Below are 26,735 nucleotides of genomic sequence, written 5' to 3'. Positions count from 1 at the left end.
GAGTGGTCTTCCTCACGCATCGCCCGCACCCGCCCTCGGCGCCCGACTACGCTTGATGAACATGAAAATTGCTTTCGTTGGCAAGGGCGGCAGCGGCAAGACGACCCTGTCCTCCCTGTTCGTCCGCCACCTGGCGGCCTGCGGCGCACCGGTCGTCGCGATCGACGCCGACATCAACCAGCATCTCGGGGCCGCCCTCGGACTCGACGAGGCGGAGGCCGCCGAGCTGCCCGCGATGGGTGACCGGCTGCCACTGATCAAGGACTACCTGCGCGGCACCAATCCGCGGATCGGCTCCGCCGAGACGATGATCAAGACGACACCGCCCGGGGAGGGCTCGCGACTGCTGCGGGTGTGTGAGGACAACCCGGTCTACGACGCCTGCGCCCGGCCGGTGGAACTCGACGGCGGGGCCGTCCGTTTGATGGTCACCGGCCCCTTCACGGACGCGGACCTCGGGGTCGCCTGCTACCACTCCAAGACCGGAGCGGTGGAACTCTGCCTGAACCACCTGGTGGACGGGCCCGACGAGTACGTCGTGGTGGACATGACGGCGGGCTCGGACTCGTTCGCCTCGGGCATGTTCACCCGTTTCGACATGACGTTCCTCGTCGCCGAGCCGACCCGGAAGGGGGTCTCCGTCTATCGCCAGTACAAGGAGTACGCCCGCGACTTCGGCGTCGAACTGAAGGTCGTCGGCAACAAGGTGCAGGGCCAGGACGACCTCGACTTCCTCCGCGCCGAGGTCGGCGACGACCTGCTCGTCACGGTCGGGCACTCCGACTGGGTACGCGCCATGGAGAAGGGCCGCCCGCCCCGGTTCGACCGGCTGGAGGACGTCAACCGCCGCGCCCTGGAGACCTTGCGGACGACCGCCGACGCGACGTACGAGCGGCGCGACGGGGAGCGCTACACCCGCCAGATGGTGCACTTCCACCTGAAGAACGCCCAGTCCTGGGCCAACGAACGGCATGGAGCCGACCTGGCGGCCCAGGTCGACCCCGACTTCGTGCTGGGCGAGGGCGTCGTCGCACCCGCCTGACGACACCTACGGTCGGTCCGCCGGCACCCCGGGCGCACCCTTGGGGGCCGGTGCCGGACGGGCCGACAGGAAGGACTGCCAGCCCTGCCTGGGTGCCTGGCCCACCTTCAGCGTGCGCAGTCTGGCGAGGACCTTCGGGTCCTGGGCGTCCAGCCAGTCGACGAGCTGGCGGAAGGACACACAGCGCACCTCGGGCTTGGTGCACACCTGCTCGATGACCTCCTCGACGGCGCGCATGTAGGTGCCGCCGTTCCAGGACTCGAAGTGGTTGCCGATGATCAGGGGCGCGCGGTTGCCGGCGTACGCCCGCTGGAAGCCCTGGAGCAGCCCGTCACGCATCTGGTCGCCCCAGAACTCGTACTTGTCGGGGTCGCCCTGGGTGGTGGTGCCCGACTGGTTGACCATGAAGTTGTAGTCCATGGTCAGCTGCTCGTAGTCGTGCCCGGGGAAGGGCACCAGCTGCATGGACACGTCCCACAGCCCGTCCTTCTTGCCGGGCCAGACCTGGTTGCTGACGCCGCTGGTGTCATAGCGGAAGCCCAGCGTCCGGGCGGCCTTGCGGAAGTTGGCCTGGCCCTCCAGGCAAGGGGTGCGGGCGCCGATGAGTTCGCGGTCGTAGTCGAAGGGCAGAGGGGCGGCCTTCACCATGCCGCTGTTGGTCTTCCACGACTTCACGAACTGCTTGGCCTGGGCGATCTCGTCCTTCCACTCCTCCACCGACCATTCGCCGACCCCGCCGCCGGTGCCGCAGAAGTGGCCGTTGAAGTGGGTGCCGATCTCGTTGCCCTCCAACCAGGCCAGTCGCAGCTGCTGCACGGTGTCGGCGATGCCGCGCCGGTCGTTGAAGCCGATGTCGGAGCGGCCCGGTGAGTGCTGCGGCGGACGGTACAGGTCGCGTTTCTCCTCGGGCAGCAGGTACACGCCGCTGAGGAAGTACGTCATGGTGGCGTTGTTGGCCTTGGCCACCCGGCGGAAGTGGGAGAACAGCCGCTGGCTGTCCTCACCGGCGCCGTCCCAGGAGAACACCACGAACTGCGGCGGCTTCTGACCGGGTCTCAGCCGTTCCGGGCGCGGCAGATGGGGCTGCGCTCCGGTGAACGCGGTGGAGCCGTCCCCGATCAGCCGGACCGCGCTCTTGGGCGCCGGCGCGCCCTTCGGGCCGGAAATCCCTCCGCCCGAACCGTCGGAGCCGGTCCCACAGCCCGCGAGGGACACGGCGCAGACCGCGGCGCCCATGGCACCGGCGGTGATCCTCCGAGTGGCGGCCATCGCGCCCACCTTCCTTCTCCAGTCGACCAGTCGGCAGCGCCGCCAAAGTCGCACGGCCCGGAGAAGGAATTAGTACGACAAGCCGATGAAATACGCCCTTCATCCCTCCGAGTGATTGATTAACCCATTTGCCCGGAAAATTCATGCTCTCCCTTTACTCTGCATTACGATTCGTTTACTGAAAGTTGCTGATCCCGCCACTGCACGCCGTGACCCACGGCCGCGACCCGACCCCGCCCCGGGCGGGGACCACCTGTTCCGCGACCGCGCTGCCCCGGAGGAGACGGGAAAAATGTCAGCCTGCGTCCCCACTCGTCCCGCCGACCCGCACCAGCCGAAGCGGGTCGGTCCACCCCACAACCCACCGCCCGGGTACCGTCGGTTCCGGGTCCACGGCGCCGACGTGTCGGCCTCCGTGTCCGTCTTCCTGATCGCCCTGCCGCTGTCCCTGGGCATCGCCCTGGCCACCGGCGCGCCGCTGCAGGCCGGGCTGGTCGCCGCAGCGGTGGGCGGCCTGGTCGCCGGGCGGCTCGGCGGCTCCCCGCTGCAGGTCAGCGGCCCGGCGGCCGGCCTGACGGTGGTCACCGCCGACCTCATCCACCGCTACGGATGGCGTACGACCTGCGCCATCACCGTCCTCGCCGGGCTGGCCCAGCTCGGTCTGGGCTGCCTGCGCGTGGCCCGCTCGGCGCTCGCGGTCAGCCCCGCGATCGTGCACGGCATGCTGGCCGGCATCGGCGTGACCATCGCCGTCGCCCAGCTGCACATCGTGCTCGGGGGCACCCCGCAGAGCGTCGTCCTGGACAACCTGCGCGCACTGCCCGCCCAGCTCGCCGACCTCCATCCGGCCGCCGTCACGACGAGCGCGCTCACCCTCGCCCTGCTGCTGGCCTGGCCCCGGCTGCCGGGGCGGGCGGGCAGCCTGTTGCGCAAGGCACCGGCCGCGCTCGTCGCGGTCGCCGGAGCCACCGCGACGGCATCACTGGCCGGCCTCACCCTGCCCAAGGTCGAACTGCCCAACTGGAGCAGTCACGCCCTGGCCGGTCTGCCGGAGGGCCCGGTGCTCGGCCTCGTCGCCGCCGTGCTCAGCACCACTCTGGTGTGCAGCGTGCAGTCGCTGCTCGGGGCCGTCGCCGTCGACAGACTGGCCGCCGGCCGGCCCGGCCTCGCCGCCCGCGTCCCCCGCTCCGACCTCGACCGCGAGCTGCTCGGGCAGGGCGCCGCCAACATCGTCTCCGGCGGGCTCGGCGGGCTGCCGGTGGCGGGCGTGGCCGTGCGCAGCTCCGCGAATGTGCAAGCGGGTGCCGTGAGCCGGAACTCCACGATGCTGCACGGCGTTCTCGTAGTGATCGCCACGCTGCTGATGGTTCCGATCCTGGAGCTCATCCCGCTCGCCTCGCTCGCCGCCCTGGTGATGGCCGTCGGCATCCAGATGGTGTCCCTGAACCACATCCGCACGGTGACCCGCCACCGTGAGGTGCTGGTGTACGTGGTCACCACCCTCGGCGTGGTGCTCCTCGGCGTCCTCCAGGGCGTCGCGCTGGGCATCGCCGTGGCCGTCGGCGTCGCCCTGCACCGCCTCACCCGCACCCGCATTACCCACGAAGTGGCGGAAGGAGTCCATCACGTCCAAGTACGAGGGCAGTTGACGTTCCTCGCGGTGCCACGGCTCAGCCGGATCCTGCATCACCTACCGCACGGTTGTGACGTCGTCGTCGAGCTGGACGGCTCGTTCATGGATCACGCGGCGTACGAGACGCTGCAGGACTGGCAGAACACGCACACCGCGGGAGGAGGCACGGTCGAGCTGACCGGCCGCCGCGCCGGCGTCCGCATCGCTGAGCCCGTGAGCCTCCCCGACCGGCAGAAGGAGTCCGTGACCGACGAGCCGGACACCTCCGCCGACTGCCGCTGCAGCCCGTGGACGCCGTGGCGCAACCACCAGTGCGAGGTGCAGCAGCCGCTGCTGGCGTCACCGCAGGGTGGGGGGCGTCACGGGGGCGGCTATGGCCTCGGCGGTGTGGAGTTCCCGGGAGGCCCGGGGGGCTCGGGTGGGGAGAACCCGGGTTCGCAGGGTTCGGATGCCTCGCAGGGCTCGGTGAGGTCACGGGGCTCGCACGGCTCGGAGGGTTCGGAGGGTCCGCTGGTTGCGCCGGACGCGAGTGGCGGGGCGGGCACGAAGGGCTCCATCGGCCTGGAGGGCTTGGAAGCCTTGCCGCGCTCGAGCGGCATCGCGGACGCGCCGGGGGTGCCGCGTTCGGACACGGCACGTTCGGACACGCCGCGTTCGGATACACCGCGTTCGGATACACCGCGTTCGGAAGGTGCGGCGGGCGTGTGGGACACGTCGTGTTCGACGGGGTCGGCGGATTCGCCGGGTTCCGCGGGGTCGGCGGAATCGGCCGGGCCGGCGGGCCTTCCCGGGTCGCAGGGAGGAAGGCCGGGCCCGGACCGGGCAGGCTCGCAGTGCCCACGAGGCTCTGAGGGCGCGGCAGGGGCGCAGTATCTGCCCGGATCGGGGCACAACGGCCTCATCACCTCCGTCGACTCCCGAATGTCCGGCGGCTCCGGAGGTCCCAGTGGCTCCGGTGGCGCAGGTGGTCTCGGCGGCTCCGGTGGCGCTGATGGCGCCAGTGACCCTGGTGGCTCCGGCGGCTCCGGCAGCCCTCGCGACCCACGCGGCCCCGGTAACTCCGGCAGCCCTGGCGCATGGCAGGCCACCCCCAGCCCAGGCGCCGACCCCGCTCTCGGTGCTCTCAACCCTCACAGCAACCCCATGAACCCCGTCGGCCTCACCAGCCCACCCAACTCCCCCACCCTCACCAGCCCTCCCGACACCACCGCAGCCACCGCCCTCCAGGGCACCGCCACCGCCACCGCCATCCCCATCGAGCCCCTCGGCAGCCGCCAACTAGCCCGAGGCATCAACGCCTTCCAGCGCAACACGGCCCCCTTGGTCCGAGGGGAGCTCGCGCGGTTGGCGCGGGAGGGGCAGCGTCCCGTTCAGCTGTTCCTCACCTGCGCCGACTCCCGCCTGGTCACCTCGATGATCACCTCCAGTGGTCCGGGCGACCTGTTCGTGGTGCGCAACGTCGGCAATCTGGTGCCACGGCCCGGCCAAGAGAGCGGTGACGACTCGGTGGCGGCGGCGATCGAGTACGCGGTGGACGTGCTGAAGGTGCGGTCCATCACGGTGTGCGGCCACTCCGGGTGCGGAGCCATGCAGGCGCTGCTCACCTCCGAACCCGGCAACGCCCGTACCCCGCTCAAGCGGTGGCTGCGGCACGGGCAGCCCAGCCTGCAGCGCATGACCGACGACGTCCGGCCCTGGCCCCGGCTGGCCGGGCGGCCGCCCGCCGACGTGGCCGAGCAGCTGTGCCTGACCAACGTCGTACAGCAACTGGAGCACCTGCGCGCTCACGAGTCGGTGTCCCGGGCGCTGAACGAGGGCGCGTTGGAGCTGCACGGGATGTACTTCCACGTCGGGGAGGCACAGTCGTACCTGCTCACCGAGTCCGGCGACGAGCAGGTGTTCGACATCGTCCGGGCGGCGGACCTGTCCGCGTGAGCGCTGCCCCCGGGTGCCGCCCGCACCGCGGCACCCGGGCAGGGCCCGGGATGTGAGGGGCGCAACAAAGCTGAACCGGCTCCGGGCGCCGTCCGTGGGAAGGATTGACCGGGCGTCGGAGCCTTTCCGGAGCCCGCCCACCCCCGGCGCGTCCCTGAGGCCCGACCGGGGCCCGACCGGGGCCTGACCGGGGCCCGACCGGGGCCTGACCGGGGCCTGACCGGGCCCGATGATGCCCCAACAGGTCTAAACCAATATTCCGTCGACCCTTGTCATCGGGCCACCAGGTCTGATGAGCTGTGGCCTGGGACACAACGGACACCCTTCGAGAGGGAGATGTCGTGAGCAACGAGAGCCTGGCCAACCTGCTGAGCAAGGAGATGGGAAAGTGAGCGAGCATTCCTCCCTCTCCAACCTGCTCAAAGAAGAGCGCAGGTTCGCGCCCCCCGCCGACCTGGCCGCCAACGCCAACGTCACGGTGGAGGCGTACGAACAGGCCAAGGCTGACCGGCTCGGCTTCTGGGCCGAGCAGGCCCGCCGGCTGACCTGGGCCAAGGAGCCGACGGAGACGCTGGACTGGTCGAACCCGCCGTTCGCCAAGTGGTTCGAGGACGGCCGGCTCAACGTCGCGTACAACTGCGTGGACCGCCATGTCGAGGCCGGGCACGGCGACCGGGTGGCGATCCACTTCGAGGGTGAGCCCGGTGACAGCCGCGCCCTCACCTACGCCGAGCTCAAGGACGAGGTCTCCCGGGCCGCCAACGCCCTGCTGGAGCTGGGCGTGCAGCAGGGCGACCGGGTCGCGATCTACATGCCGATGATCCCCGAGACCGCCGTGGCGATGCTGGCCTGCGCCCGCGTCGGCGCCGCGCACTCCGTGGTCTTCGGCGGCTTCTCGGCGGACGCGCTCGCGACCCGGATCCAGGACGCGGCCGCCAAGGTCGTCATCACCTCCGACGGCGGCTACCGGCGCGGCAAGCCGTCCGCGCTGAAGCCGGCCGTGGACGAGGCGGTCGAGAAGGCGGGCGACGTCGAGCACGTCCTGGTCGTCCGCCGGACCGGCCAGGAGGTCGCCTGGACCGAGGGCCGGGACGTGTGGTGGCACGACCTCGTCGAGCGGCAGTCGGCCGAGCACACGCCGGAGGCGTTCGAGGCGGAGCATCCGCTGTTCATCCTGTACACGTCCGGCACGACGGGCAGGCCCAAGGGCATCCTGCACACCTCCGGCGGTTACCTCACCCAGGTGTCGTACACCCACCACGCGGTCTTCGACCTCAAGCCGGAGACCGACGTGTACTGGTGCACGGCAGACGTCGGCTGGGTGACCGGGCACTCGTACATCGTGTACGGACCGCTGGCGAACGGCGCCACCCAGGTGATGTACGAGGGCACGCCGGACACCCCGCACCAGGGGCGCTTCTGGGAGATCGTGCAGAAGTACAAGGTCACGATCCTCTACACGGCGCCCACCGCCATTCGGACGTTCATGAAGTGGGGCGACGACATCCCCGCGAAGTTCGACCTGTCCAGCCTGCGGATCCTGGGCTCGGTCGGTGAGCCGATCAACCCCGAGGCCTGGATCTGGTACCGCAAGCACATCGGCGCGGACCGCACCCCGATCGTGGACACCTGGTGGCAGACCGAGACCGGCGCGATGATGATCTCGCCGCTGCCCGGGGTCACCGAGACCAAGCCCGGCTCGGCGCAGACGCCGCTGCCCGGCATCTCCGCGACGGTCGTCGACGACGACGCGAACGAGGTGCCCGACGGCGGCGGCGGTTACCTGGTCCTCACCGAGCCGTGGCCGTCGATGCTGCGCACGATCTGGGGCGACGACCAGCGGTTCGTCGACACGTACTGGTCGCGGTTCGAGGGCAAGTACTTCGCCGGCGACGGCGCGAAGAAGGACGACGACGGCGACATCTGGCTGCTGGGCCGGGTCGACGACGTCATGCTCGTCTCCGGCCACAACATCTCCACCACCGAGGTCGAGTCCGCCCTGGTCTCCCACCCCTCCGTCGCCGAGGCGGCCGTGGTCGGTGCGGCGGACGAGACGACCGGGCAGGCCATCGTCGCCTTCGTGATCCTGCGGGGTACGGCGGCGGAGACCGAGGACCTGGTCGCCGAGCTGCGCAACCACGTGGGCGCCGCGCTCGGCCCGATCGCCAAGCCCAAGCGGATCCTGCCGGTGGCGGAGCTGCCGAAGACCCGTTCCGGCAAGATCATGCGCCGGCTGCTGCGGGACGTCGCCGAGAACCGCCAGCTCGGTGACGTGACCACGCTGACCGACTCCACGGTCATGGACCTGATCCAGGCGAAACTGCCGGCGGCGCCCGGCGAGGACTGAGCCCGGCCGGGCAGGGGCACCCGGCGCGGACGCGACAGGCGCGCCGGGTGCCCCCGCGGCCGCCGCGCCGTCGTGCTGTCGCCCGCGCGCAACGTGAAGATCACCTGTCCGGCCCGCCGCACTGTAGGTAGGCTGAGGAACGCGTCAACAACACGACCACGTCAACGAACGACCACGTCAACAACACGTCCGCGTCCACAACACGACACGGGCCCACAGGTGCGCCGGGAAGTCTGGTCGGCATGTCATTCGTGCTGCCCACCGACCGGAGGTCTCCGCCGTGACCGCGCCCCGCACCGACCGCAAGGCCTTCGCCCGCCTCTCCCTGCCCGAGCGGACCTATGTCGCGGACGCGCTGCGCACCGAGACGGTCGGCGGTGTGCTGCTGCTCGTCGCCGCGGTCACCGCGCTGCTCTGGGCGAACCTCCCCGTACTGGGCGACAGCTACCGGACCGTCGCGCACTTCCACCTGGGCCCCGCCGCGCTCGGCCTGGACCTCTCGGTCGCGCACTGGGCCGCCGACGGACTCCTCGCGGTCTTCTTCTTCGTCGCCGGCATCGAGCTCAAGCGCGAGCTGGTCGCCGGCGATCTGCGCGACCCCAGGGCGGCCGTCCTGCCGGTGATCGCCGCGCTGTGCGGGATGGCCGCGCCGGCGCTGGTCTACACCCTCGTCAACGGCGCCGGCGGCGGCTCCCTGGCGGGCTGGGCGGTGCCCACCGCCACGGACATCGCCTTCGCGCTGGCCGTGCTCGCGGTCATCGGTACCTCGCTGCCCAGCGCCCTGCGCGCCTTCCTGCTGACGCTCGCCGTGGTGGACGACCTGTTCGCGATCCTGATCATCGCGGTCTTCTTCACCGACTCGCTGAACTTCGCCGCGCTCGGCGGCGCCCTCGCCGGCCTCGGCGTCTTCTGGCTGCTGCTGCGCAAGGGCGTCCGCGGCTGGTACGTCTACGTCCCGCTGGCCCTGGTGATCTGGGCGCTGATGTACAACAGCGGGGTGCACGCCACCATCGCCGGTGTCGCCATGGGCCTGATGCTGCGCTGCACCACCCGTGACGGCGAGGAGCACTCCCCCGGCGAGCACGTCGAACACCTGGTGCGCCCCCTGTCGGCGGGTCTCGCGGTGCCACTGTTCGCCCTGTTCAGCGCGGGCGTCTCGGTCTCCGGCGGCGTCCTGGCCGAGGTGTTCACCGAGCCGGAGACCCTGGGGGTCGTCCTCGGTCTGGTCGTCGGCAAGGCGGTCGGCATCTTCGGCGGCACCTGGCTGACCGCCCGCTTCACCCGGGCCTCGCTCAGCGAGGACCTGGCGTGGGCGGACGTCTTCGCCGTCGCCTCGCTCGCCGGCATCGGCTTCACCGTCTCGCTGCTCATCGGCGAGCTGGCCTTCGCGGGCGACGCGGTGCTGACCGACGGGATCAAGGCCTCCGTACTGACCGGCTCGCTGATCGCCGCGCTGGTCGCCACGGTGCTGCTGAAGATACGGAACGCGAAGTACCGCAGGCTGTGGGAGGCCGAGGAGCGCGACGACGACCTCGACGGCATCCCGGACGTCTACGAGGAGCACGACCCGGCGTACCACCTGCGGATGGCGGAGATCCACGACCGCAAGGCCGCCGAGCACCGGCGGCTCGCCGAAGTCAAGGCGGCCGAGCTTGCCGAAGTGGGCGGCGGGGCAGGCGAGGAGGGCGACGGTCCGGCATGATCTGGCGAGACGGTACAAAAGACGGGACCGTGCGCAGTCGGACAGCGGACGGAACCGTGCACGGTCGGACGGCAGACGGGACCGTGCCCCGTCAGACGGCAGACGGACCCCGTACACAGCGGGACGCAGAAGAGGGAGACCGCGATGAGCGCACCCGACGGCAGCCCGGTCGGCGCCGAACGCAGCATCGGCCAGCTGTTCGCCTCCGCGACGGCCGACATGTCGGCGCTGGTGCATGACGAGATCGCGCTGGCCAAGGCCCAGCTGAGGCAGGACGTCAAGCGCGGTGCGACCAGCGGCGGCGCGTTCATGGCGGCCGGCGTGCTGCTCCTGTTCTCGCTGCCGATGCTCAACTTCGCGCTGGCGTACGGCATCCGCACCTGGAGCGGGTGGAACCTCGCCGTCTGCTTCCTGCTGTCCTTCGCGGCGAACGTCCTCATCGCCGCCGTCCTGGCGCTGATCGGCCTGGTCTTCGCGAAGAAGGCCAAGAAGGGCAAGGGCCCGCAGAAGGTGGCGGCCTCGGTGAAGGAGTCGGCGGGCGTGCTCCAGAACGCCAAGCCGCACCCGCGCCCCACGCGGCCGGAGCTGACCGAGCTTCCGCGGGACCGCGCGCCGCAGGCCATCGAGGCTGTGGCACGCTCGTCGTCATGACGGAACCCGACACCCCTTCGGCGCAGCCCGCCTCGGCCGTCCGCCCCGAGGGCCCCTGGACGCACCGGGACGTGGCGGCGAACGGCGCCCGCTTCCACATCGCGGAGCTGGGCGACGGGCCGCTGGTGATGCTGGTGCACGGCTTCCCGCAGTTCTGGTGGGCCTGGCGGCACCAGATGGCCGCGCTCGCCGACGCCGGGTACCGGGCCGTCGCCATGGACCTCAGGGGCGTCGGCGGCAGCGACCGCACGCCCCGGGGGTACGACCCGGCCAACCTCGCCCTGGACATCACCGGCGTGATCCGCTCGCTCGGCGAGCCGGACGCGGCGCTGGTCGGGCACGATCTCGGCGGCTATCTGGCATGGACGGCGGCCGTGATGCGGCCGAAGCTGGTCCGCCGTCTGGTGGTCGCCTCGATGCCGCACCCGCGGCGCTGGCGCTCGGCGATGCTGTCCGACGTGCGTCAGTCGGCGGCGAGTTCGCACATCTGGGGGTTCCAGCGCCCGTGGATCCCGGAGCGGCAGCTCGTCGCGGACGACGGGGCGCTGGTCGGCCGGCTGATCCGGGACTGGTCCGGGCCTCGGCTGCCGGAGGACGACGCGGTGACGACGTACCGGCGGGCGATGTGCATTCCCTCCACGGCGCACTGCTCGGTCGAGCCGTACCGCTGGCTGGTCCGTTCCCTGGCGCGCCCCGACGGCTTCCAGTTCAACCGCCGGATGAAGCGTCCCGTCCGGGTGCCGACGCTGCATCTGCACGGCTCCCTGGACCCGGTGCTGCGCACCCGCAGCGCGGCCGGCTCCGGCGAGTACGTCGAAGCGCCCTACCGCTGGCGCCTGTTCGACGGCCTCGGCCACTTCCCGCACGAGGAGGACCCGGCGGCCTTCTCGCACGAGCTGATCGACTGGCTGAAGGACCCCGAGCCCGACCGCTGACCGAGGGCCACCGGCGCCGCACCGCCGGGCGGAGTCCGAGCGTGCGGTACGTCCGTACGACGGACCGCCACATGCCTGCCGCATAGGCCAATTGGGCGCGACGGAGGCGGTTATCGACCTTCGGACGGGGCACACGTCCGGGTATGGGCTGGACGCACGACTACAGTGACGTAGCACGCACTCGCCGCTCGGCCAACGGCCCGAGCCCCCACCGCCGGGGTACCCCGCAACTGGCGGGCACGGACGACCCCAGGGTGGGCATCCCGCGCATCCTGCGCCGCCGGGCCCGCTGGGTCTCGGTACGGCTGCGTCACCCGCGCGGCTGACCCCCGTACGGCCGGCCGGGCCGGCCGTCGTCACGACTCACAGGGCGCAGCTGTCGCTGCCCACCTGCTGGTTCGCCGCACGTCCCTGGGTGATGTCCTGCCGGATCTCGTCCACGGTCAGGGCGTAACCCGTCTCGGCGTCGTCGAGCGACTTCGCGAAGACGACGCCGTAGACCTCGCCCTCGGGCGTCAGCAGCGGGCCGCCGGAGTTGCCCTGGCGGACCATCGCGTACAGCGAGTACACGTCGCGGCGGACCGTGCCCCGGTGGTAGATGTCCGGGCCGTTGGCGGTGATGCGCCCGCGTACGCGCGCGGCGCGCACGTCGTACGCCCCGTTCTCCGGGAAGCCCGCGACGATCGCGCTGTCCCCGCTGACCGCGTCCTGGTCGGCGAACTTCAGGGCGGGCGCGGCCAGATCGGGCACGTCGAGTACGGCGATGTCGCGCTCCCAGTCGTACAGGACGACCGTCGCGTCGTAGCGCCGGCCCTCGCCGCCTATCTGGACGGTGGGTTCGTCGACGCCGCCCACCACGTGCGCGTTGGTCATCACGCGGCGCTCGCCGAAGACGAAGCCGGTGCCCTCCAGGACCTTGCCGCAGCTCTGGGCGGTGCCCATCACCTTGACGATGGACCGCTGGGCGCGGGTGGCGACGGGGCTGTTGGCGAGCGCCGGGTCGGGCGGCTGCACGTCGGTGATGGGCTCGTTGGCGAACGGGCTGAAGACCTGCGGGAAACCGTTCTGCGCGAGCACCGAGGAGAAGTCCGCGAACCAGGTGTCGGCCTGCGCGGGCAGCGCCCGGGCCACGCCGAGCAGCACCTTGGAGCTGCGCACCTCCTTGCCGAGCGTCGGCAGGGTGGTGCCGGCCAGCGCCGAGCCGATCAGCCAGGCCACCAGCAGCATGGCGACGACGTTGACCAGGGCGCCGCCGGTGGCGTCCAGGGCGCGCGCCGGGGACCAGGTGATGTACCGGCGCAGCTTGTTGCCGAGATGGGTCGTCAGGGCCTGGCCGACCGAGGCGCAGACGATCACCACGACCACCGCGACGACGGCGGCGGTGGTGCTCACCTCCGCGTCGGCGGTCAGCGTGTCCCAGAGGACGGGCAGGGTGTAGACGGCGACGAGGCCGCCGCCGAGGAAGCCGATCACCGACAGGATGCCGACGACGAAGCCCTGGCGGTAGCCCACGATCGCGAACCAGACGGCGGCGACCAGCAACAGGATGTCCAGCACGTTCACCGCTTCTAGCCTCGCCTCGTCACTTCGCGATCACTCCTGGTCGGCCGGGGGTTCGGCCACAGCACGAGGTCACCCTGTCATGACCGCCAGTCGAGCGGGACCTGCTTGTCGCGGTCCCAGGGTCTCTCCCAGCCCGCGTAGTGCAGCAGGCGGTCGATGATTCCGGCGGTGAAGCCCCAGACAAGGGCCGATTCGACCAGGAATGCCGGTCCGCGGTGGCCACTGGGATGGACGGCCGTGGCGCGGTGGGCGGGGTCCGTGAGATCCGCCACGGGGACGGTGAAGACCCGGGCCGTCTCGTTCGGGTCCACGACGCCGACCGGGCTCGGCTCCCGCCACCAGCCCAGCACCGGTGTCACGACGAAGCCGCTGACCGGGATGTAGAGCTTGGGCAGCACGCCGAACAACTGCACACCGGAGGGGTCCAGGCCGGTCTCCTCCTCGGCCTCGCGCAGAGCCGCCCGCAGCGGGCCGTCCCCCTCGGGGTCGCCGTCCTCGGGGTCGAGCGCGCCGCCGGGGAAGGAGGGCTGCCCGGCGTGCGAGCGCAGCGAGCTCGCCCGCTCCATCAGCAGCAGCTCGGGGCCGCGCGCCCCCTCACCGAACAGGATGAGCACGGCGGACTGGCGTCCGCCGCCGTCCTTCGGGGGCAGGAAGCGGCTGAGCTGGCGCGGCTCGACCGTCCGCACGGCCCGTACGACCGGGTCCAGCCAGCCGGGCAGCCCCTTGTCGCTGAGCACCACCGGGCCACCCTGCGTCTCGCTCGCACGTGTCATCGCCACCCCCGTCGTCCTGATGGGTCCAACGCGGGACGGCACCGAGATCGTTCCGGGCGGGGCACACACCGCACCGCTGCCGCCGCCGGTCCCGCCACGGGCTCGTCAGAGGCACGGGGCACCGCTTCCGCCGCCGGCCCCTCAGGCACACGCCCCACCGCTCCCGTCATCCGGCCCCCAGCGGCGGGGCCGGCTTGCCGCCCGCGTCCAGATACGCCTGCGGGGGCCTCAGCCGCTGGCCGGGGAAGCCGCCCTTCTCGTACTTCAGCAGCTTCTTGGCCTTCTCGGGGTCCGTCTCCCCCTCGCCGTACGCCGGGCAGAGCGGGGCGACGGGGCAGGCGCCGCAGGCGGGCTTGCGGGCGTGGCAGATGCGGCGGCCGTGCCAGATCACGTGGTGCGACAGGTCCGTCCAGTCGCTCTTGGGGAAGAGCGCGCCGACGGCGGCCTCGATCTTGTCGGGGTCGGTCTCGCCGGTCCACCGCCAGCGCCGGACCAGCCGCTGGAAGTGCGTGTCCACGGTGATGCCGGGGCGGCCGAAGGCGTTGCCCAGCACCACGAAGGCGGTCTTGCGGCCGACGCCGGGCAGCTTGACGAGGTCCTCCAGCCGGCCCGGGACCTCGCCGCCGAAGTCCTCCGTGAGGGCCTTGGACAGGCCTATCACCGACCTGGTCTTGGCCCGGAAGAAGCCGCACGGCCGGAGGATCTCCTCGACCTCCTCGGGGTCGGCGGCGGCCAGGTCCTCGGGGGTCGGGTACTTCGCGAACAGCGAGGGGGTGGTCTGGTTGACGCGCAGGTCGGTGGTCTGCGCGGACAGGACCGTGGCGACCAGGAGCTGGAAGGGGTCGTCGAAGTCCAGCTCCGGGTGCGCGTACGGGTAGACCTCGGCGAGTTCGCGGTTGATGCGGCGGGCCCGGCGGACCAGGGCGGTGCGGGACTCGTCGGCCGGCGGCTGCGGGGCGACGGTCTTCGCGGGCGCGGCCTTCCGCACGGGGGCGGTGGCCTTCTCCGGTGCGGCGGCGGGCTTCTTGCGGGCGACGGCCGCCTTCTTCACGGGACCGGCGATCTTGGCGGTGGCCTTCTCGGCGGTCGCCTTCTTGGCGGTGGCCTTCTCGGCGGTCGCCTTCTCGGCGGAGGTCCCGGCCGGCGCCTCGGCAGGCGTCTCGGCAGCGGCCTTCTCGGCCGATCCGGCCGCCGTGGAGGCCCTCTTGGCCGCCGTCCGCTTTACCGCCTTCGCCGCTTTCTCTCCGCCGTCGGAACTCTGTTCGCCCACAGCGGAATCTCGACGTACAACCACCCGCGCAGCCCCCTAAGCCTGTGCTCTCACCGGCGTTTTGGACACCCGGCCAGCCTAAGCCCCGGCACCGACATCCGCCCCGGACCCTGAAGATCAGCGCCCAATTGGACCCCTGCCGCTTACCAGGAGACACCGGTGCGGCATCCTTGTGACAGATCACACTGTTTGGACCGTCCGGCAAAATGGGCACCAGGGTCCCTTGGTACACCGGGGGAAATCGCTCCCCTGAGCAGGTCGACAAGGAGAGAACTCGTGGACGACGTTCTGCGGCGCAATCCGCTCTTCGCGGCGCTCGACGACGAGCAGGCCGCGGAGCTGCGCGCCTCCATGAGTGAGGTGACCCTCGCGCGGGGTGACTCCCTGTTCCACGAGGGCGACCCGGGCGACCGGCTCTACGTGGTCACCGAGGGCAAAGTGAAGCTGCACCGCACCTCGCCCGACGGCCGCGAGAACATGCTGGCCGTGGTCGGCCCCGGTGAGCTCATCGGCGAGCTGTCGCTCTTCGACCCGGGCCCGCGCACGGCGACCGCCACCGCGCTGACCGAGGTCAAGCTGCTCGGTCTCGGCCACGGTGACCTCCAGCCCTGGCTGAACGTCCGTCCCGAGGTGGCCGCCGCCCTGCTGCGTGCCGTCGCCCGCCGCCTGCGCAAGACCAACGACGCGATGTCCGACCTCGTCTTCTCGGACGTCCCCGGCCGTGTCGCGCGCGCCCTGCTGGACCTGTCCCGCCGGTTCGGCGTGCAGTCCGAGGAGGGCATCCACGTCGTCCACGACCTGACGCAGGAGGAGCTGGCCCAGCTGGTCGGCGCCTCCCGGGAGACGGTCAACAAGGCGCTGGCCGACTTCGCCCAGCGCGGGTGGCTGCGGCTGGAGGCCCGTGCGGTGATCCTGCTGGACGTGGAGCGCCTGGCGAAGCGTTCGCGCTGACCCGCGCGGGTCCGCGCACGCGGCAGGACGCCGCCGTCGCGCGGCGCCGCGCACGGTCTCGGGCCGTCGGGAGCTCAGGATGTCGTCGCCCGGCCGAGCGGGGGCCTTCCGGTGGTCTCCGCCGCTTCGCGCGCCGCGATGCGGGCGGGCTTCGCAGCGTCATGCCGTCGCGCGTCTTGACGACGTAGTCCACGGGCAGTCCGTGCATCCGGATGCCGGGGCCGCGCAGCGGGTGCCAGTCGAGGGTGAGGAGGGTGCCCTCGTCCCAGGGCAGCAGGCTCATGGCGATGCGGGCCGCGCCGAAGGGGTCCGCCTTCGCCTCCCGTTCGAGGCGGCGCGGCGGTTCGCAGATCCGCACGACGCAAGTGTCGTCGAGGGTGAGCGGGCCGGTGCCGCCCGGGCCCCCAGCCGGGCGCCCACGTGGGGCCGGTGCGGGTCCGCGGCGGGCACGAGCTGGGTGCCGGTCACCCGTTCCCCGTAGCGGCGGCCGTCACGGAGCAGGTTCCACACCTCGGACGGCGGGGTGGGGATCGGACGGCGGTTCCGGGCCACGCCGAGCACGCTCCTTCGCAGGACACAGGACGCAGGACGCAGGACACGTCCCTCCAGGGTGCGGTTCGCGCGGCGGGGACGCACCTCGGCCCGCGGTCGCCGGGCTGACAGGAAGGGCAGGACAGGCCAGGACGAAGCAGGGCAGGGCAGGGCAGGGCAGCCTAGATGAGCCCGTGCTCCTCCAAGTAGTCCAGCTGCGCCCGTACGGACAGCTCGGCCGCCGGCCACAGGGAGCGGTCCACGTCGGCGTACACGTGGGCGACGATCTGGGACGGCGTCCGGTAGCCGTCCTCGACGGCCGTCTCGACCTGGGCCAGGCGGTGGGCGCGGTGGGCGAGGTAGTACTCCACGGCGCCCTGGGCGTCCTCCAGGACGGGCCCGTGGCCCGGGAGCACCGTGTGGACGCCGTCGTCCACGGTGAGGGACCTCAGGCGCCGCAGGGAGTCCAGGTAGTCGCCCAGGCGGCCGTCGGGGTGGGCCACGACCGTCGTACCGCGCCCCAGGACGGTGTCGCCGGTCAGCACCGCCCGGTCGGCCGGGAGATGGAAGCTGAGCGAGTCCGAGGTGTGGCCGGGCGTCGGGACGACCAGCAGCTCCAGGCCGCCGACCTCGACCGCGTTCCCGGCGGCCAGCCCCTCGTCGCCCAGCCGCAGCGCCGGGTCCAGCGCCCGCACCTTGGTGCCGGTCAGCTCGGCGAAGCGGGCCGCGCCGGCGGCGTGGTCCGGGTGGCCGTGGGTCAGCAGGGTCAGGGCGACGCGCTTGCCGGCCCGCTCGGCGGTGTCCACGACGGTGCGCAGGTGCCCCTCGTCCAGCGGGCCCGGGTCGACCACGACGGCCAGCGAGGAGTCGGGCTCGGACAGGAGCCAGGTGTTCGTGCCGTCCAGCGTCATCGCGGACGGGTTGGGCGCGAGGACGTTGACCGCGCGCGGGGTGGCGGGTCCGGTGCCGACACCGCCCCGGGGCTGTCCGGGCAGGGCGCTTGCGTCCGTCATGCGGGGGCTCCACCGGTCGGGATGTGCTGGGTGAACTCGTCGTGGCCCGGCCAGGAGAGCACGATCTCCCCGCCCTCCGGACGGGCCTGTGCCAGGACGGGCGTCATGTCCCGGCCCAAGGCCGCCGCGAGCGCCCCGGCGGCCGTCTCGTACGCCGTCAGCTGCCGCAGCGTCGCGATGGTGGGCGGCATCATCAGCAGCTCGCCCCTGTCGTACGAGGCCGCCGCCTCGGCCGGGGCGATCCACACCGTGCGGTCCGCCTCCGTGGAGGCGTTGCGGGTGCGCTGGCCCTCGGGGAGCACGGCGACGAAGAACCAGGTGTCGTAGCGGCGGGCCTCGAACTCCGGGGTGACCCAGCGGGTCCAGGCGCCCAGGAGGTCCGAGCGCACCATGAGGCCGCGCCGGTCCAGGAACTCCGCGAAGGACAGCTCGCGCGCGACCAGGGCGCCGCGGTCCGCCTCCCAGTCCGGCCCGCCGGTGTCGCCGACGACCGCGTCGGGGGTGGGCCCGGCCAGCAGGACGCCCGCCTCCTCGTACGTCTCCCGTACGGCCGCGCAGACGATCGCCTGGGCGGCCGTCTCGTCGACGCCGAGCCGGTCCGCCCACCACGCGCGCGAGGGGCCCGCCCACCCGACGTGACGGTCGTCGCGCGGGTCGACGCCGCCGCCCGGGTAGGCGTAGGCGCCCGCCGCGAAGGCCATGGAGGCGCGGCGGCGCAGCATGTGGACGACGGGGCCGGTGCCGGTGTCCTTCAGCAGCATGACCGTGGCCGCGCGCTTGGGGGTCACCGGCGTGAGCGAGCCCGCCGCCAGCGCGCGGATCCGGTCCGGCCACTCCGGTGGGTACCACTGACCGTTCGCCATGGGCGCGAGGCTATCCCGTGGTGAGCGGATGTTCGAGAGGCGGTGATCACCTCGGCCGCTACGGCTGGACGAGCTCCACCTGGATCTCGACCTCCACCGGCGCGTCCAGCGGCAGCACCGCCACGCCCACCGCGCTGCGCGCGTGCACGCCCTTGTCGCCGAGCACCTCGCCGAGCAGCTCGCTCGCACCGTTCAGCACGGCCGGCTGGCCCGTGAAGTCCGCGGCCGACGCCACGAAGCCCACGACCTTCACCACGCGCGCGACCCGGTCCAGGTCGCCGGCGACGGACTTGACGGCGGCCAGGGCGTTCAGGGCGCAGACCCGGGCGAGGTCCTTGGCCTCCTCCGGGGTGACCTCCGCGCCGACCTTGCCGGTGACCGGGAGCTTGCCGTCCACCATCGGCAGCTGGCCGGCGGTGTGGACGTAGGGCCCGCTCCGCACGGCCGGCTGGTAGGCGGCCAGCGGCGGCACGACCTCCGGCAGCGTCAGGCCCAGCTCGGCGAGCTTCGCCTCGACCGCGCTCACGCCTTCGCCCGCTTGAGGTAGGCCACCAGCTGCTCGGGGTTGTTCGGCCCGGGCACGACCTGGACGAGCTCCCAGCCGTCCTCGCCCCAGGTGTCCAGAATCTGCTTCGTGGCGTGGACGAGCAGCGGCACGGTTGCGTATTCCCACTTGGTCATGGGGCGACTGTATCCGCTGGCGGCGGCGGTCCTCGCGGCCGGCCGAGCCGGCGGTTGTCCACAGGCCGCAGGTTGGTTTCCGCGCAAACTGGTTACGCTCGAAGACGTGAGCAGGCTCCAGGTCGTCAGCGGCAAGGGCGGGACCGGTAAGACGACGGTCGCCGCGGCCCTCGCGTTGGCTCTGGCCACGGAGGGGAAGCGGACGCTTCTCGTCGAGGTCGAGGGCCGACAGGGCATCGCACAGCTCTTCGAAACAGAGGCGCTGCCCTATGAGGAGCGCAAGATCGCGGTCGCTCCGGGCGGCGGCGAGGTGTTCGCCCTCGCCATCGATCCCGAACTGGCCCTTCTGGACTACCTCCAGATGTTCTACAAGCTGGGCAGCGCCGGACGCGCCCTGAAGAAGCTCGGCGCGATCGACTTCGCCACCACCATCGCGCCCGGCCTGCGCGACGTCCTGCTGACCGGCAAGGCGTGCGAGGCGGTCCGGCGCAAGGACCGGTCGGGGGGGTTCGTCTACGACTACGTCGTCATGGACGCGCCGCCCACGGGCCGGATCACCCGCTTCCTGAACGTCAACGACGAGGTCGCCGGGCTGGCGAAGATCGGCCCGATACACAATCAGGCCCAGGCCGTGATGCGGGTGCTGAAGTCCCGGGAGACGGCCGTCCACCTGGTGACCCTGCTGGAGGAGATGCCCGTCCAGGAGACCGCGGACGGAATCGCCGAGCTGCGGGCGGCGAGGCTCCCGGTCGGGCGGGTGATCGTGAACATGGTGCGGCCCGAGGCGCTGGACGCGGCCGGCCTGGACCTCGTACGGACCGTGCCGCGCGCCGACGTCGCCCGGTCGCTCTCGGCCGCCGGGCTGGGCGGGGCGCGCCGCGGGCAGAACGCCGAGAAGCTGGTGGACCCGCTGCTGGCGCAGGCCGACGAGTACGCCGAGCGGTACCTGCTGGAGCACGAACAGCGGTCCGCCCTCACCGAGCTGGGCCTGCCACTGCACGAACTGCCGCTGCTCGCCGAGGGCATGGACCTGGCGGGCCTGTACGAACTGGCCACCGAGCTGCGGAAGCAGGACATCGCATGAGTCCCGACCCCACTCAGGCGCCCCACCGCCTCTCCCCCGCGCGCGTGCTGGACGTCGATCCGCTGCTCGACGACCCCAGGACCCGCATCGTGGTGTGCTGCGGCTCGGGCGGGGTCGGCAAGACCACCACGGCGGCGGCGCTGGGCCTGCGGGCCGCCGAGCGCGGCCGCAAGGTCGTCGTCCTCACCATCGACCCGGCGCGCCGGCTGGCGCAGTCCATGGGCATCGACTCGCTCGACAACATCCCGCGCCGGGTCAAGGGCGTCGAGGGCGACGGCGAGCTGCACGCCATGATGCTCGACATGAAGCGCACCTTCGACGAGATCGTCGAGGCGCACGCCGATCCGCAGCGGGCCGCCGCGATCCTGTCGAACCCCTTCTACCAGTCGCTCTCGGCGGGCTTCGCGGGCACGCAGGAGTACATGGCGATGGAGAAGCTGGGCCAGTTGCGGGCCCGGGACGAGTGGGACCTGATCGTCGTCGACACACCGCCCTCGCGCTCCGCGCTGGACTTCCTGGACGCGCCCAAGCGGCTCGGGTCGTTCCTGGACGGGCGGCTGATCCGGCTGCTGACGGCCCCCGCGAAGCTGGGCGGCCGGGCGGGGATGAAGTTCCTGAACGTCGGGATGTCGATGATGACCGGCACCCTCGGCAAGCTGCTCGGCGGCCAGCTGCTCAAGGACGTCCAGACGTTCGTGTCGGCGATGGACACCACGTTCGGCGGCTTCCGCACGCGCGCGGACGCCACGTACCGGCTGCTCCAGGCGCCCGGGACGGCGTTCCTGGTGGTGGCGGCGCCGGAGCGGGACGCGTTGCGCGAGGCGGCGTACTTCGTGCAGCGGCTGGCCGCCGAGGAGATGCCGCTGGCCGGGCTGGTGCTCAACCGGGTCCACGGCAGCGGCGCCGGCCGGCTGTCGGCCGAACGGGCGCTCGCCGCCGCGGAAAATCTTGAAGAGCCCCGCATTGTGGATCAGGGGGGCGGGAAGGCTGGTCTTCGTAACTCTCCCGACACCTACGGCAGTTCAGACGGATCCGCTTCCGGGGCCCCGGCCCCCGACGAGGACCCCCCCGCCGCCGCGGACGACGACTCCCCCGCCGTCTCCGACCAGCGCACCTCGCAGGGCCCCGTCGAGCAGAACCCCGTCGACCAGCTCACCGCAGGGCTGCTGCGACTGCACGCGGAACGTATGCACCTCATCGCCCGCGAGCAGCGCACGCGGGACCGGTTCACCGCGCTGCACCCCGAGGTGGCGGTGGTGGAGGTGGCCGCGCTGCCCGGTGACGTGCACGACCTCACGGGGCTGCGGGACATCGGCGACCGGCTCGCGGCGCACCGGCCGGAGCTGCCCGTCGACGCCGTCTGAGACAGCTGACGGCTCAGGCAGCTGACGGCTCAGGCAGCTGACGGCTGAGGCCTGTGCTGCCGGAGGCCTGCGCGGTGCCTGAGGCCTACGGCGCCCGAGGCTGCGGCGCCCGAGCCTGCGAGGTGTGCGGCGGCATCAAAGACCGACGCCGTGACGCCTGGAGCCGCACCTCAGGGCGACGCCGGTGACCCTGCCGAGGCCGACGCGTGACGGCGTGGTGTCCGGGCGGTGTCCGAAGGCGAGGCCCCGGAGGACGCCCGCAGCCTTCAGCTCACCGCCGCGTAGTTCTCGTACACCTCGTCGTCGTCGAGGGACACCAGGCCGGCCCCTCGCTCGTACTCCGTCCGCGCGGTCTCCAGCAGTCGGCGCCAGGAGGTGACGGTCGGGCGCCGGCGCAGCAGTGCGCGGCGTTCCCGCTCGGTCATCCCTCCCCACACGCCGAACTCGACGCGGTTGTCCAGCGCGTCGGCCAGGCACTCGGTGCGTACCGGACATCCGGTGCACACCGCCTTGGCCCTGTTCTGCGCTGCTCCCTGAACGAACAGTTCATCCGGATCGGTAGTGCGGCAGGCCGCCTGCGCACTCCAGTCGGTTACCCAGCCCATACCGGCGCCGTCCTCTCCCGAATCGAGGCTCCCCCACGGCGGCAGCGGCATATTCACCGCCGCCAGTTGAGGACGTTACGGAAGGCGGGCACAGCGCAACACCCCCAGCGGGCCCAATCTTGAATGGTCCGAACGGACTATGCGCAAGCGGCAGATCACCCGGGGGAGTGAGCCTGCGACATGCGCGACGATTCCGGCAATTCAGGATGGTTCAGTGGGGTCACAACGGGCGCCCCGTGACACGGAAGGCGGATTCGGACACGCGCTCAACACGCCGTGGCGAAAAAGGCCGAGAGGATCCGGAACGATTCGGGGTCGCCGGACGTATTGATACATGGACCTGCTGCTGTGACAGTTGAGAGCAGCTTAGGCCAAGGCATATGCGTGTGTCCGGCGAATGAGAACGTAGGCTGCCCTCATGCCAAAGAAGCGCTCGGGCGGTGGTCTGTCGCCAACGCAGCAGGCCGCCAAGTTCCTCGGTGTCAGTGTGCTCGCGGGATCCGTCATGGCCGGTATCGCGCTGCCCGCCGTCGGCGCGCTGGGCCTCGCGGCGAAGGGCTCGGTGGAGAGCTTCGACGAGCTCCCCGCCAACATGAGGACCCCACCGCTGAGCCAGCGGACCACCATCCTCGACGTCCGGGGCGACCACATCGCGACGGTCTACTCGCGCGACCGCACGGTGGTCGGCCTCAAGGACATCTCGCCGTACATGCAGAAGGCGATCGTCGCCATCGAGGACTCGCGCTTCTACCAGCACGGCGCGGTCGACCTCAAGGGCGTCCTGCGCGCCCTGAACCGCAACGCGCAGAGCGGCGGCGTCGCCGAGGGCGCGTCCACGCTCACCCAGCAGTACGTGAAGAACGTCTTCGTGGAGGAGGCCGGCGACGACCCGACGAAGGTCGCCCAGGCCACCCAGCAGACCCTCGGCCGCAAGATCCGCGAACTGAAGTACGCGATCCAGGTCGAGGAGGAGCTCGGCAAGAAGAAGATCCTCGAGAACTACCTGAACATCACCTTTTTCGGCCAGCAGGCGTACGGCGTCGAGGCCGCCTCGCAGCGCTACTTCTCCAAGCGGGCCAAGGACCTCAACCTCCAGGAGGCGGCGCTCCTCGCGGGCATCGTCCAGTCGCCCAGCCGCTACGACCCGGTCAACGACGAGGCCGAGGCCACCAAGCGGCGCAACGTCGTCCTGCAGCGCATGGCCGAGGTCGGCGACATCTCCCAGGCCGACGCCGAGAAGGCCCAGCGGCAGCCGGTGGAGCTGAGGGTCAGCCGGCCGCAGAACGGCTGCATCACCGCCGTCAAGGGCGCCAGCTTCTTCTGCAAGTACGTCGAGAACGTCTTCCTCAGCGACCCGGTCTTCGGCAGGACCCGGGAGGAGCGGGCGAAGGTCTGGAACCAGGGCGGCCTGACCATCACGACCACCCTCGACCCGCAGGCGCAGGAGTCGGTCCAGGCTTCGCTCAAGGACCACGTCAACCAGGACGACCAGGTCGCCGCCGCGACCACGCTGGTCGAGCCCGGCACCGGCAAGATCCTCGGCATGGGCCAGTCCAAGCCGTTCGGCTACGGCAAGGACGAGACCGAGTACAACTACTCGGTCGACTCCTCCATGGGCGGCTCCAACTACGGCTTCCCGACCGGATCGACGTTCAAGCCGTTCGTCGCGGCGGCCGCGCTGGAGCAGGGGCGCCCGGTCACGCAGGAGTACTCCTCGCCGTACGAGATGGAGTACCCGAGCCCGGTCCAGACGTGCTCCGGCAAGCCCTGGGTGAACACGGGCCCGCAGAAGGCGACCGTCGAGAACGAGGACGAGTCGGAGGTCGGCCCGTACCGGCTGGAGGAGGCGATGGCCCAGTCGGTCAACACCTACTTCGTGCAGATGATCTCGGACATCGGCCTCTGCCCGGTCGTGAAGATGACCGACAACCTGCACGTGGTGCAGGGCAACGGCGAGAAGCTCCCCGAGGTGCCCGCCATCTCCCTGGGCTCCAGGGGCATCTCCCCGCTGACCATGGCGACCGCGTACGCCGCCTTCGCCGCGCGCGGCATGTACTGCACGCCCATCGCCATCGAGTCGATCACCCAGAAGATCGGCGACCAGCAGAAGTCGCTTGAGGTGCCGAAGTCGACCTGCTCGCGGGCGATGACCGAGAAGACCGCCGACACCATCAACACCCTGCTGCGCGGTGTGGTCGACTCCGGTACGGGCCAGGAGGCCGGCCTCGACGACCGCGACAGCGCGGGCAAGACGGGTACGACGGACGAGCGCAAGAACGCCTGGTTCGTCGGCTACACGCCGAACCTGGCCGGCGCGGTCTGGGTCGGCAGCGCCACCCAGCAGGTGCAGATGGAGGACATCACCATCGGCGGCGTCTGGCACGACAGGGTCTACGGCGGCCGCGTCCCCGGCCCGATCTGGCGCGACGCCATGACCGGCGCCCTCGCGGGCAAGGAAGCCGGCTCCTTCAACATCGTCGACATCCCGGACGGCGGTGACAGCGACCGCGGCGACGGCGACCGCGACCGCGGTGACGACGACAACCGCAACGGCGACGACAACGGCGGCGGCCTGATCGAGGGCCTGACCGACGGGGGCACGTTCCCGGACCCGTCGTTCTCCTTCCCGGAGGGCTGGATCCAGGGCGGCGACAACGGCGGGAACAACGGCAACGGAAACGGTGGGAACTGGCCGTGAGGGGCCGGGCCGGGCAGAGCCCGCACCGCGGCTCAGGCGGTAGCCCGCACGCGGCTCGAACGGTAGTACGCACAGGGCTCGGGCGGCAGCCCGGACGCGGCTCGGGCCGTAGCCGGTATGCGGCTCAGGCGGAGGTCCCTACGCCGAGGGGGGCGCCCCCCTTGTTCATGGGGGCGCCCCCCTCGCTTGTCCAGCGGGGTCGCCTCATCGGCGTACAGGCGCACGAGTGGCCTCGGCGTACCTCCACGGACGTGCGGTGGCCGCCGGCCGCGGGCTCAGCCCGCGAGGAGCTTCTTCACCGCCGCCGCGACACGGCCGCCCTCCGCCTGGCCGGCGACCTTCGGGTTCACGATCTTCATGACCGCGCCCATGGCCCGCGGCCCCTCCGCGCCGGCCGCCTTCGCCTCCTCGACGGCCTGGCCGACGATCGCGTCCAGCTCCTCGTCGGACAGCTGCTGGGGCAGGTACGCGGCGAGCACCTCGCCCTCCGCCTTCTCCCGCTCGGCCGACTCGGCGCGACCACCCTGCGCGAAGGCGTCCGCGGCCTCACGCCGCTTCTTCGCCTCCTTGGTGATCACCTTCAGCACCTCGTCGTCGGAGAGCTCGCGCTTCTCCTTGCCCGCGACCTCCTCCTTGGTGATCGCGGCGAGCGTCAGCCGGAGCGTCGAGGAGCGGAGCTCGTCGCGCTCCTTGATCGCGGTGTTGAGGTCTTCCTGCAGCTTCGACTTGAGCGTGGTCATGACGCTGATTGTCGCAGGTGTGCGGGGCTGGACGCCCGCTCATTCAGGGGGCGGCCGGACGCGGGGCCGCGACGGGGTCTGACACGATGGTCGTATGCGCGCGCGATACGGAGTACCCCTCGGCATCACGGCGGTTGCGGCCGCCGGTCTCCTCTACTCGGCCGGGTTCGAGGCCCGTTCCTTCCGGCTGCGACGGGTGACCGTCCCCGTGCTCCCCGCGGGCATGCGCCCGCTGCGCGTACTGCACGTCTCCGACATCCACATGGTCGGCGGCCAGCGCAAGAAGCAGCGCTGGCTGCGCTCGCTGGCCGGGCTGCGCCCCGACTTCGTGATCAACACCGGTGACAACCTCTCCGACCCGGAGGGCGTGCCGGAGGTGCTGGACGCCCTCGGCCCCCTGATGGACTTCCCGGGCGCGTACGTCTTCGGCTCCAACGACTACTACGGCCCCAAGCTGCGCAACCCCGCCCGCTACCTGTTCGAGAAGGCCCAGGGCCGGCACGGCCTGAACGGCAACGCGCCCGCGGTCGGCGTCGTCCACAACCCGTGGGAGGACCTGCGGGACGGTTTCGACGCGGCGGGCTGGCTGAACCTCACCAACACACGGGGGATGCTGAAGATCGACGGCGTCTCGGTGGAGATGACCGGCGTGGACGACCCGCACATCAAGCGGGACCGCTACGCCCAGGTGGCGGGCGGCCCGTCGGCCGGCGCGGACTTCTCGATGGGCGTGGTGCACGCGCCGTACCTGCGCAGCCTGGACTCCTTCACGGCGGACGGCTACCCCCTGATCCTGGCCGGCCACACCCACGGAGGCCAGCTCTGCGTCCCCTTCTACGGCGCCCTCGTCACCAACTGCGACCTGGACACGGACCGGGTGAAGGGCCTGTCGACGCACACCGCCGAGGGCCACACCTCCTACCTCCACGTCTCGGCGGGGTGCGGGACGAACCGGTACACGCCGGTACGGTTCGCCTGTCCGCCCGAGGCTACGTTGCTGACGCTGGCGGGGCGGGAGCAGGCCGGGGGCGCTCCGGGTCGATGAGCCGGCCCCTCGGCCGCCGAGGCGGCCGGCCGGAGCGGGC

General features: G+C 71.7%; 22 protein-coding genes. 12 read left to right on the top strand and 10 right to left on the bottom strand.

The window, feature by feature from the left end; all coding sequences use genetic code 11:
• The first annotated feature begins 61 nt into the window (after window positions 1-61).
• Window positions 62-1,042 (top strand): ATP-binding protein, encoded by a 981-nt coding sequence (locus ACFF45_RS12665; RefSeq protein WP_381345758.1) that lies wholly within the window; start codon window positions 62-64, stop codon window positions 1,040-1,042.
• Window positions 1,043-1,048: 6 nt separating this feature from the next.
• Here the strand turns inward: ACFF45_RS12665 and ACFF45_RS12660 are convergent, their stop codons facing one another.
• Window positions 1,049-2,311, bottom strand: coding sequence for a polysaccharide deacetylase family protein (locus ACFF45_RS12660; protein ID WP_381345756.1), 1,263 nt, complete (start codon window positions 2,309-2,311; stop codon window positions 1,049-1,051).
• Window positions 2,312-2,714: 403 nt separating this feature from the next.
• Between ACFF45_RS12660 and ACFF45_RS12655 the strand changes: the two genes are divergently transcribed.
• The 6 genes from ACFF45_RS12655 (at window position 2,715) to ACFF45_RS12630 (ending at window position 11,840) form a co-directional block, all read left to right on the top strand.
• Window positions 2,715-5,879, top strand: a complete 3,165-nt coding sequence (locus ACFF45_RS12655; protein ID WP_381345754.1) for a SulP family inorganic anion transporter — start codon at window positions 2,715-2,717, stop codon at window positions 5,877-5,879.
• Window positions 5,880-6,267: 388 nt separating this feature from the next.
• Window positions 6,268-8,226: an acetate--CoA ligase gene (acs, locus tag ACFF45_RS12650; RefSeq protein ID WP_381345752.1), complete on the top strand. Its 1,959-nt coding sequence runs from the start codon at window positions 6,268-6,270 to the stop codon at window positions 8,224-8,226.
• A 280-nt stretch (window positions 8,227-8,506) separates the two neighbouring features.
• Window positions 8,507-9,928, top strand: a complete 1,422-nt coding sequence (nhaA, locus tag ACFF45_RS12645) for a Na+/H+ antiporter NhaA (protein WP_381345750.1) — start codon at window positions 8,507-8,509, stop codon at window positions 9,926-9,928.
• A gap of 144 nt (window positions 9,929-10,072) precedes the next feature.
• Window positions 10,073-10,579 carry a phage holin family protein gene (locus ACFF45_RS12640; RefSeq protein ID WP_381345749.1) on the top strand — a complete coding sequence of 169 codons (507 nt, stop codon included), beginning with the start codon at window positions 10,073-10,075 and terminating at the stop codon, window positions 10,577-10,579.
• Window positions 10,576-11,514, top strand: a complete 939-nt coding sequence (locus tag ACFF45_RS12635; RefSeq protein WP_381345748.1) for an alpha/beta fold hydrolase — start codon at window positions 10,576-10,578, stop codon at window positions 11,512-11,514. The genes ACFF45_RS12640 and ACFF45_RS12635 overlap by 4 nt, the downstream gene beginning before the upstream one ends.
• Window positions 11,515-11,657: 143 nt before the next feature.
• Complete coding sequence (locus ACFF45_RS12630) at window positions 11,658-11,840, top strand: hypothetical protein (RefSeq protein WP_381345746.1); 183 nt, start codon at window positions 11,658-11,660, stop codon at window positions 11,838-11,840.
• Window positions 11,841-11,877: 37 nt separating this feature from the next.
• Here ACFF45_RS12630 and ACFF45_RS12625 read toward each other — a convergent pair whose 3' ends face one another.
• The 3 genes from ACFF45_RS12625 to nth form a co-directional block, all read right to left on the bottom strand.
• Window positions 11,878-13,077, bottom strand: coding sequence for a MarP family serine protease (locus tag ACFF45_RS12625; protein WP_381345745.1), 1,200 nt, complete (start codon window positions 13,075-13,077; stop codon window positions 11,878-11,880).
• A 77-nt stretch (window positions 13,078-13,154) separates the two neighbouring features.
• A complete protein-coding gene (locus ACFF45_RS12620) occupies window positions 13,155-13,850 on the bottom strand; it encodes an NUDIX hydrolase (protein WP_381345814.1) in 696 nt (231 codons plus the stop codon).
• A gap of 166 nt (window positions 13,851-14,016) precedes the next feature.
• Window positions 14,017-15,120 (bottom strand): endonuclease III, encoded by a 1,104-nt coding sequence (nth, locus tag ACFF45_RS12615; protein WP_381345743.1) that lies wholly within the window; start codon window positions 15,118-15,120, stop codon window positions 14,017-14,019.
• Window positions 15,121-15,396: 276 nt separating this feature from the next.
• On the opposite strand from nth, the gene ACFF45_RS12610 reads away from it, so the two are divergent.
• Window positions 15,397-16,071, top strand: a complete 675-nt coding sequence (locus tag ACFF45_RS12610) for a Crp/Fnr family transcriptional regulator (protein ID WP_381345741.1) — start codon at window positions 15,397-15,399, stop codon at window positions 16,069-16,071.
• Between the two features lie 713 nt (window positions 16,072-16,784).
• Here ACFF45_RS12610 and ACFF45_RS12605 read toward each other — a convergent pair.
• Genes ACFF45_RS12605 through sp36 form a run of 4 tightly spaced genes read right to left on the bottom strand, consistent with a single transcriptional unit; the run spans window position 16,785 to window position 19,159 of the window.
• Window positions 16,785-17,615, bottom strand: coding sequence for an MBL fold metallo-hydrolase (locus ACFF45_RS12605; protein ID WP_381345739.1), 831 nt, complete (start codon window positions 17,613-17,615; stop codon window positions 16,785-16,787).
• Window positions 17,612-18,478, bottom strand: a complete 867-nt coding sequence (locus ACFF45_RS12600; RefSeq protein ID WP_381345738.1) for an NUDIX hydrolase — start codon at window positions 18,476-18,478, stop codon at window positions 17,612-17,614. The genes ACFF45_RS12605 and ACFF45_RS12600 overlap by 4 nt, the downstream gene beginning before the upstream one ends.
• A gap of 58 nt (window positions 18,479-18,536) precedes the next feature.
• On the bottom strand, window positions 18,537-19,004 hold the full coding sequence (locus tag ACFF45_RS12595) for a RidA family protein (RefSeq protein WP_381345737.1): 468 nt from the start codon (window positions 19,002-19,004) through the stop codon (window positions 18,537-18,539).
• Window positions 19,001-19,159 (bottom strand): Sp36 family protein, encoded by a 159-nt coding sequence (gene sp36, locus ACFF45_RS12590; protein ID WP_020129281.1) that lies wholly within the window; start codon window positions 19,157-19,159, stop codon window positions 19,001-19,003. The genes ACFF45_RS12595 and sp36 overlap by 4 nt, the downstream gene beginning before the upstream one ends.
• Window positions 19,160-19,265: 106 nt before the next feature.
• On the opposite strand from sp36, the gene bagA reads away from it, so the two are divergent.
• Together bagA and bagB are read left to right on the top strand one after the other, a co-directional pair.
• Window positions 19,266-20,243: an ATPase BagA gene (gene bagA, locus ACFF45_RS12585; protein ID WP_381345735.1), complete on the top strand. Its 978-nt coding sequence runs from the start codon at window positions 19,266-19,268 to the stop codon at window positions 20,241-20,243.
• Window positions 20,240-21,607 carry an ATPase BagB gene (gene bagB, locus ACFF45_RS12580; RefSeq protein ID WP_381345733.1) on the top strand — a complete coding sequence of 456 codons (1,368 nt, stop codon included), beginning with the start codon at window positions 20,240-20,242 and terminating at the stop codon, window positions 21,605-21,607. Before bagA ends, bagB begins: the two co-directional genes overlap by 4 nt.
• 266 nt (window positions 21,608-21,873) lie before the next feature.
• Here bagB and wblA read toward each other — a convergent pair whose 3' ends face one another.
• A complete protein-coding gene (gene wblA / locus ACFF45_RS12575) occupies window positions 21,874-22,212 on the bottom strand; it encodes a transcriptional regulator WblA (RefSeq protein WP_381345731.1) in 339 nt (112 codons plus the stop codon).
• A gap of 418 nt (window positions 22,213-22,630) precedes the next feature.
• Here wblA and ACFF45_RS12570 point away from each other — a divergent pair, with 418 nt between their 5' ends.
• On the top strand, window positions 22,631-24,910 hold the full coding sequence (locus ACFF45_RS12570) for a transglycosylase domain-containing protein (protein ID WP_381345729.1): 2,280 nt from the start codon (window positions 22,631-22,633) through the stop codon (window positions 24,908-24,910).
• Window positions 24,911-25,185: 275 nt separating this feature from the next.
• Here the strand turns inward: ACFF45_RS12570 and ACFF45_RS12565 are convergent, their stop codons facing one another.
• Window positions 25,186-25,650 carry a GatB/YqeY domain-containing protein gene (locus ACFF45_RS12565; protein WP_381345728.1) on the bottom strand — a complete coding sequence of 155 codons (465 nt, stop codon included), beginning with the start codon at window positions 25,648-25,650 and terminating at the stop codon, window positions 25,186-25,188.
• Window positions 25,651-25,744: 94 nt separating this feature from the next.
• Between ACFF45_RS12565 and ACFF45_RS12560 the strand changes: the two genes are divergently transcribed.
• Complete coding sequence (locus tag ACFF45_RS12560; protein ID WP_381345726.1) at window positions 25,745-26,695, top strand: metallophosphoesterase; 951 nt, start codon at window positions 25,745-25,747, stop codon at window positions 26,693-26,695.
• Window positions 26,696-26,735 lie beyond the last annotated feature (40 nt).

Source organism: Streptomyces cinereospinus (assembly GCF_042430725.1).
Lineage (GTDB): Bacteria > Actinomycetota > Actinomycetes > Streptomycetales > Streptomycetaceae > Streptomyces > Streptomyces cinereospinus.
The sequence above is the reverse complement of the archived record's forward strand: the minus strand, read 5'-3'. Positions and strand labels throughout refer to the sequence as shown.

Excerpts from the sequence above, each read along its gene's own strand:
- ACFF45_RS12665 (WP_381345758.1), top strand. The coding sequence starts at position 62 with ATGAAAATTGCTTTCGTTGGCAAGGGCGGCAGCGGCAAGACGACCCTG.
- ACFF45_RS12660 (WP_381345756.1), bottom strand. The coding sequence starts at position 2,311 with ATGGCCGCCACTCGGAGGATCACCGCCGGTGCCATGGGCGCCGCGGTC.
- ACFF45_RS12640 (WP_381345749.1), top strand. The coding sequence starts at position 10,073 with ATGAGCGCACCCGACGGCAGCCCGGTCGGCGCCGAACGCAGCATCGGC.
- ACFF45_RS12635 (WP_381345748.1), top strand. The coding sequence starts at position 10,576 with ATGACGGAACCCGACACCCCTTCGGCGCAGCCCGCCTCGGCCGTCCGC.
- ACFF45_RS12630 (WP_381345746.1), top strand. The coding sequence starts at position 11,658 with ATGGGCTGGACGCACGACTACAGTGACGTAGCACGCACTCGCCGCTCG.
- ACFF45_RS12620 (WP_381345814.1), bottom strand. The coding sequence starts at position 13,850 with ATGACACGTGCGAGCGAGACGCAGGGTGGCCCGGTGGTGCTCAGCGAC.
- ACFF45_RS12605 (WP_381345739.1), bottom strand. The coding sequence starts at position 17,615 with ATGACGGACGCAAGCGCCCTGCCCGGACAGCCCCGGGGCGGTGTCGGC.
- ACFF45_RS12600 (WP_381345738.1), bottom strand. The coding sequence starts at position 18,478 with ATGGCGAACGGTCAGTGGTACCCACCGGAGTGGCCGGACCGGATCCGC.
- sp36 (WP_020129281.1), bottom strand. The coding sequence starts at position 19,159 with ATGACCAAGTGGGAATACGCAACCGTGCCGCTGCTCGTCCACGCCACG.
- bagB (WP_381345733.1), top strand. The coding sequence starts at position 20,240 with ATGAGTCCCGACCCCACTCAGGCGCCCCACCGCCTCTCCCCCGCGCGC.
- wblA (WP_381345731.1), bottom strand. The coding sequence starts at position 22,212 with ATGGGCTGGGTAACCGACTGGAGTGCGCAGGCGGCCTGCCGCACTACC.
- ACFF45_RS12570 (WP_381345729.1), top strand. The coding sequence starts at position 22,631 with ATGCCAAAGAAGCGCTCGGGCGGTGGTCTGTCGCCAACGCAGCAGGCC.
- ACFF45_RS12565 (WP_381345728.1), bottom strand. The coding sequence starts at position 25,650 with ATGACCACGCTCAAGTCGAAGCTGCAGGAAGACCTCAACACCGCGATC.
- ACFF45_RS12560 (WP_381345726.1), top strand. The coding sequence starts at position 25,745 with ATGCGCGCGCGATACGGAGTACCCCTCGGCATCACGGCGGTTGCGGCC.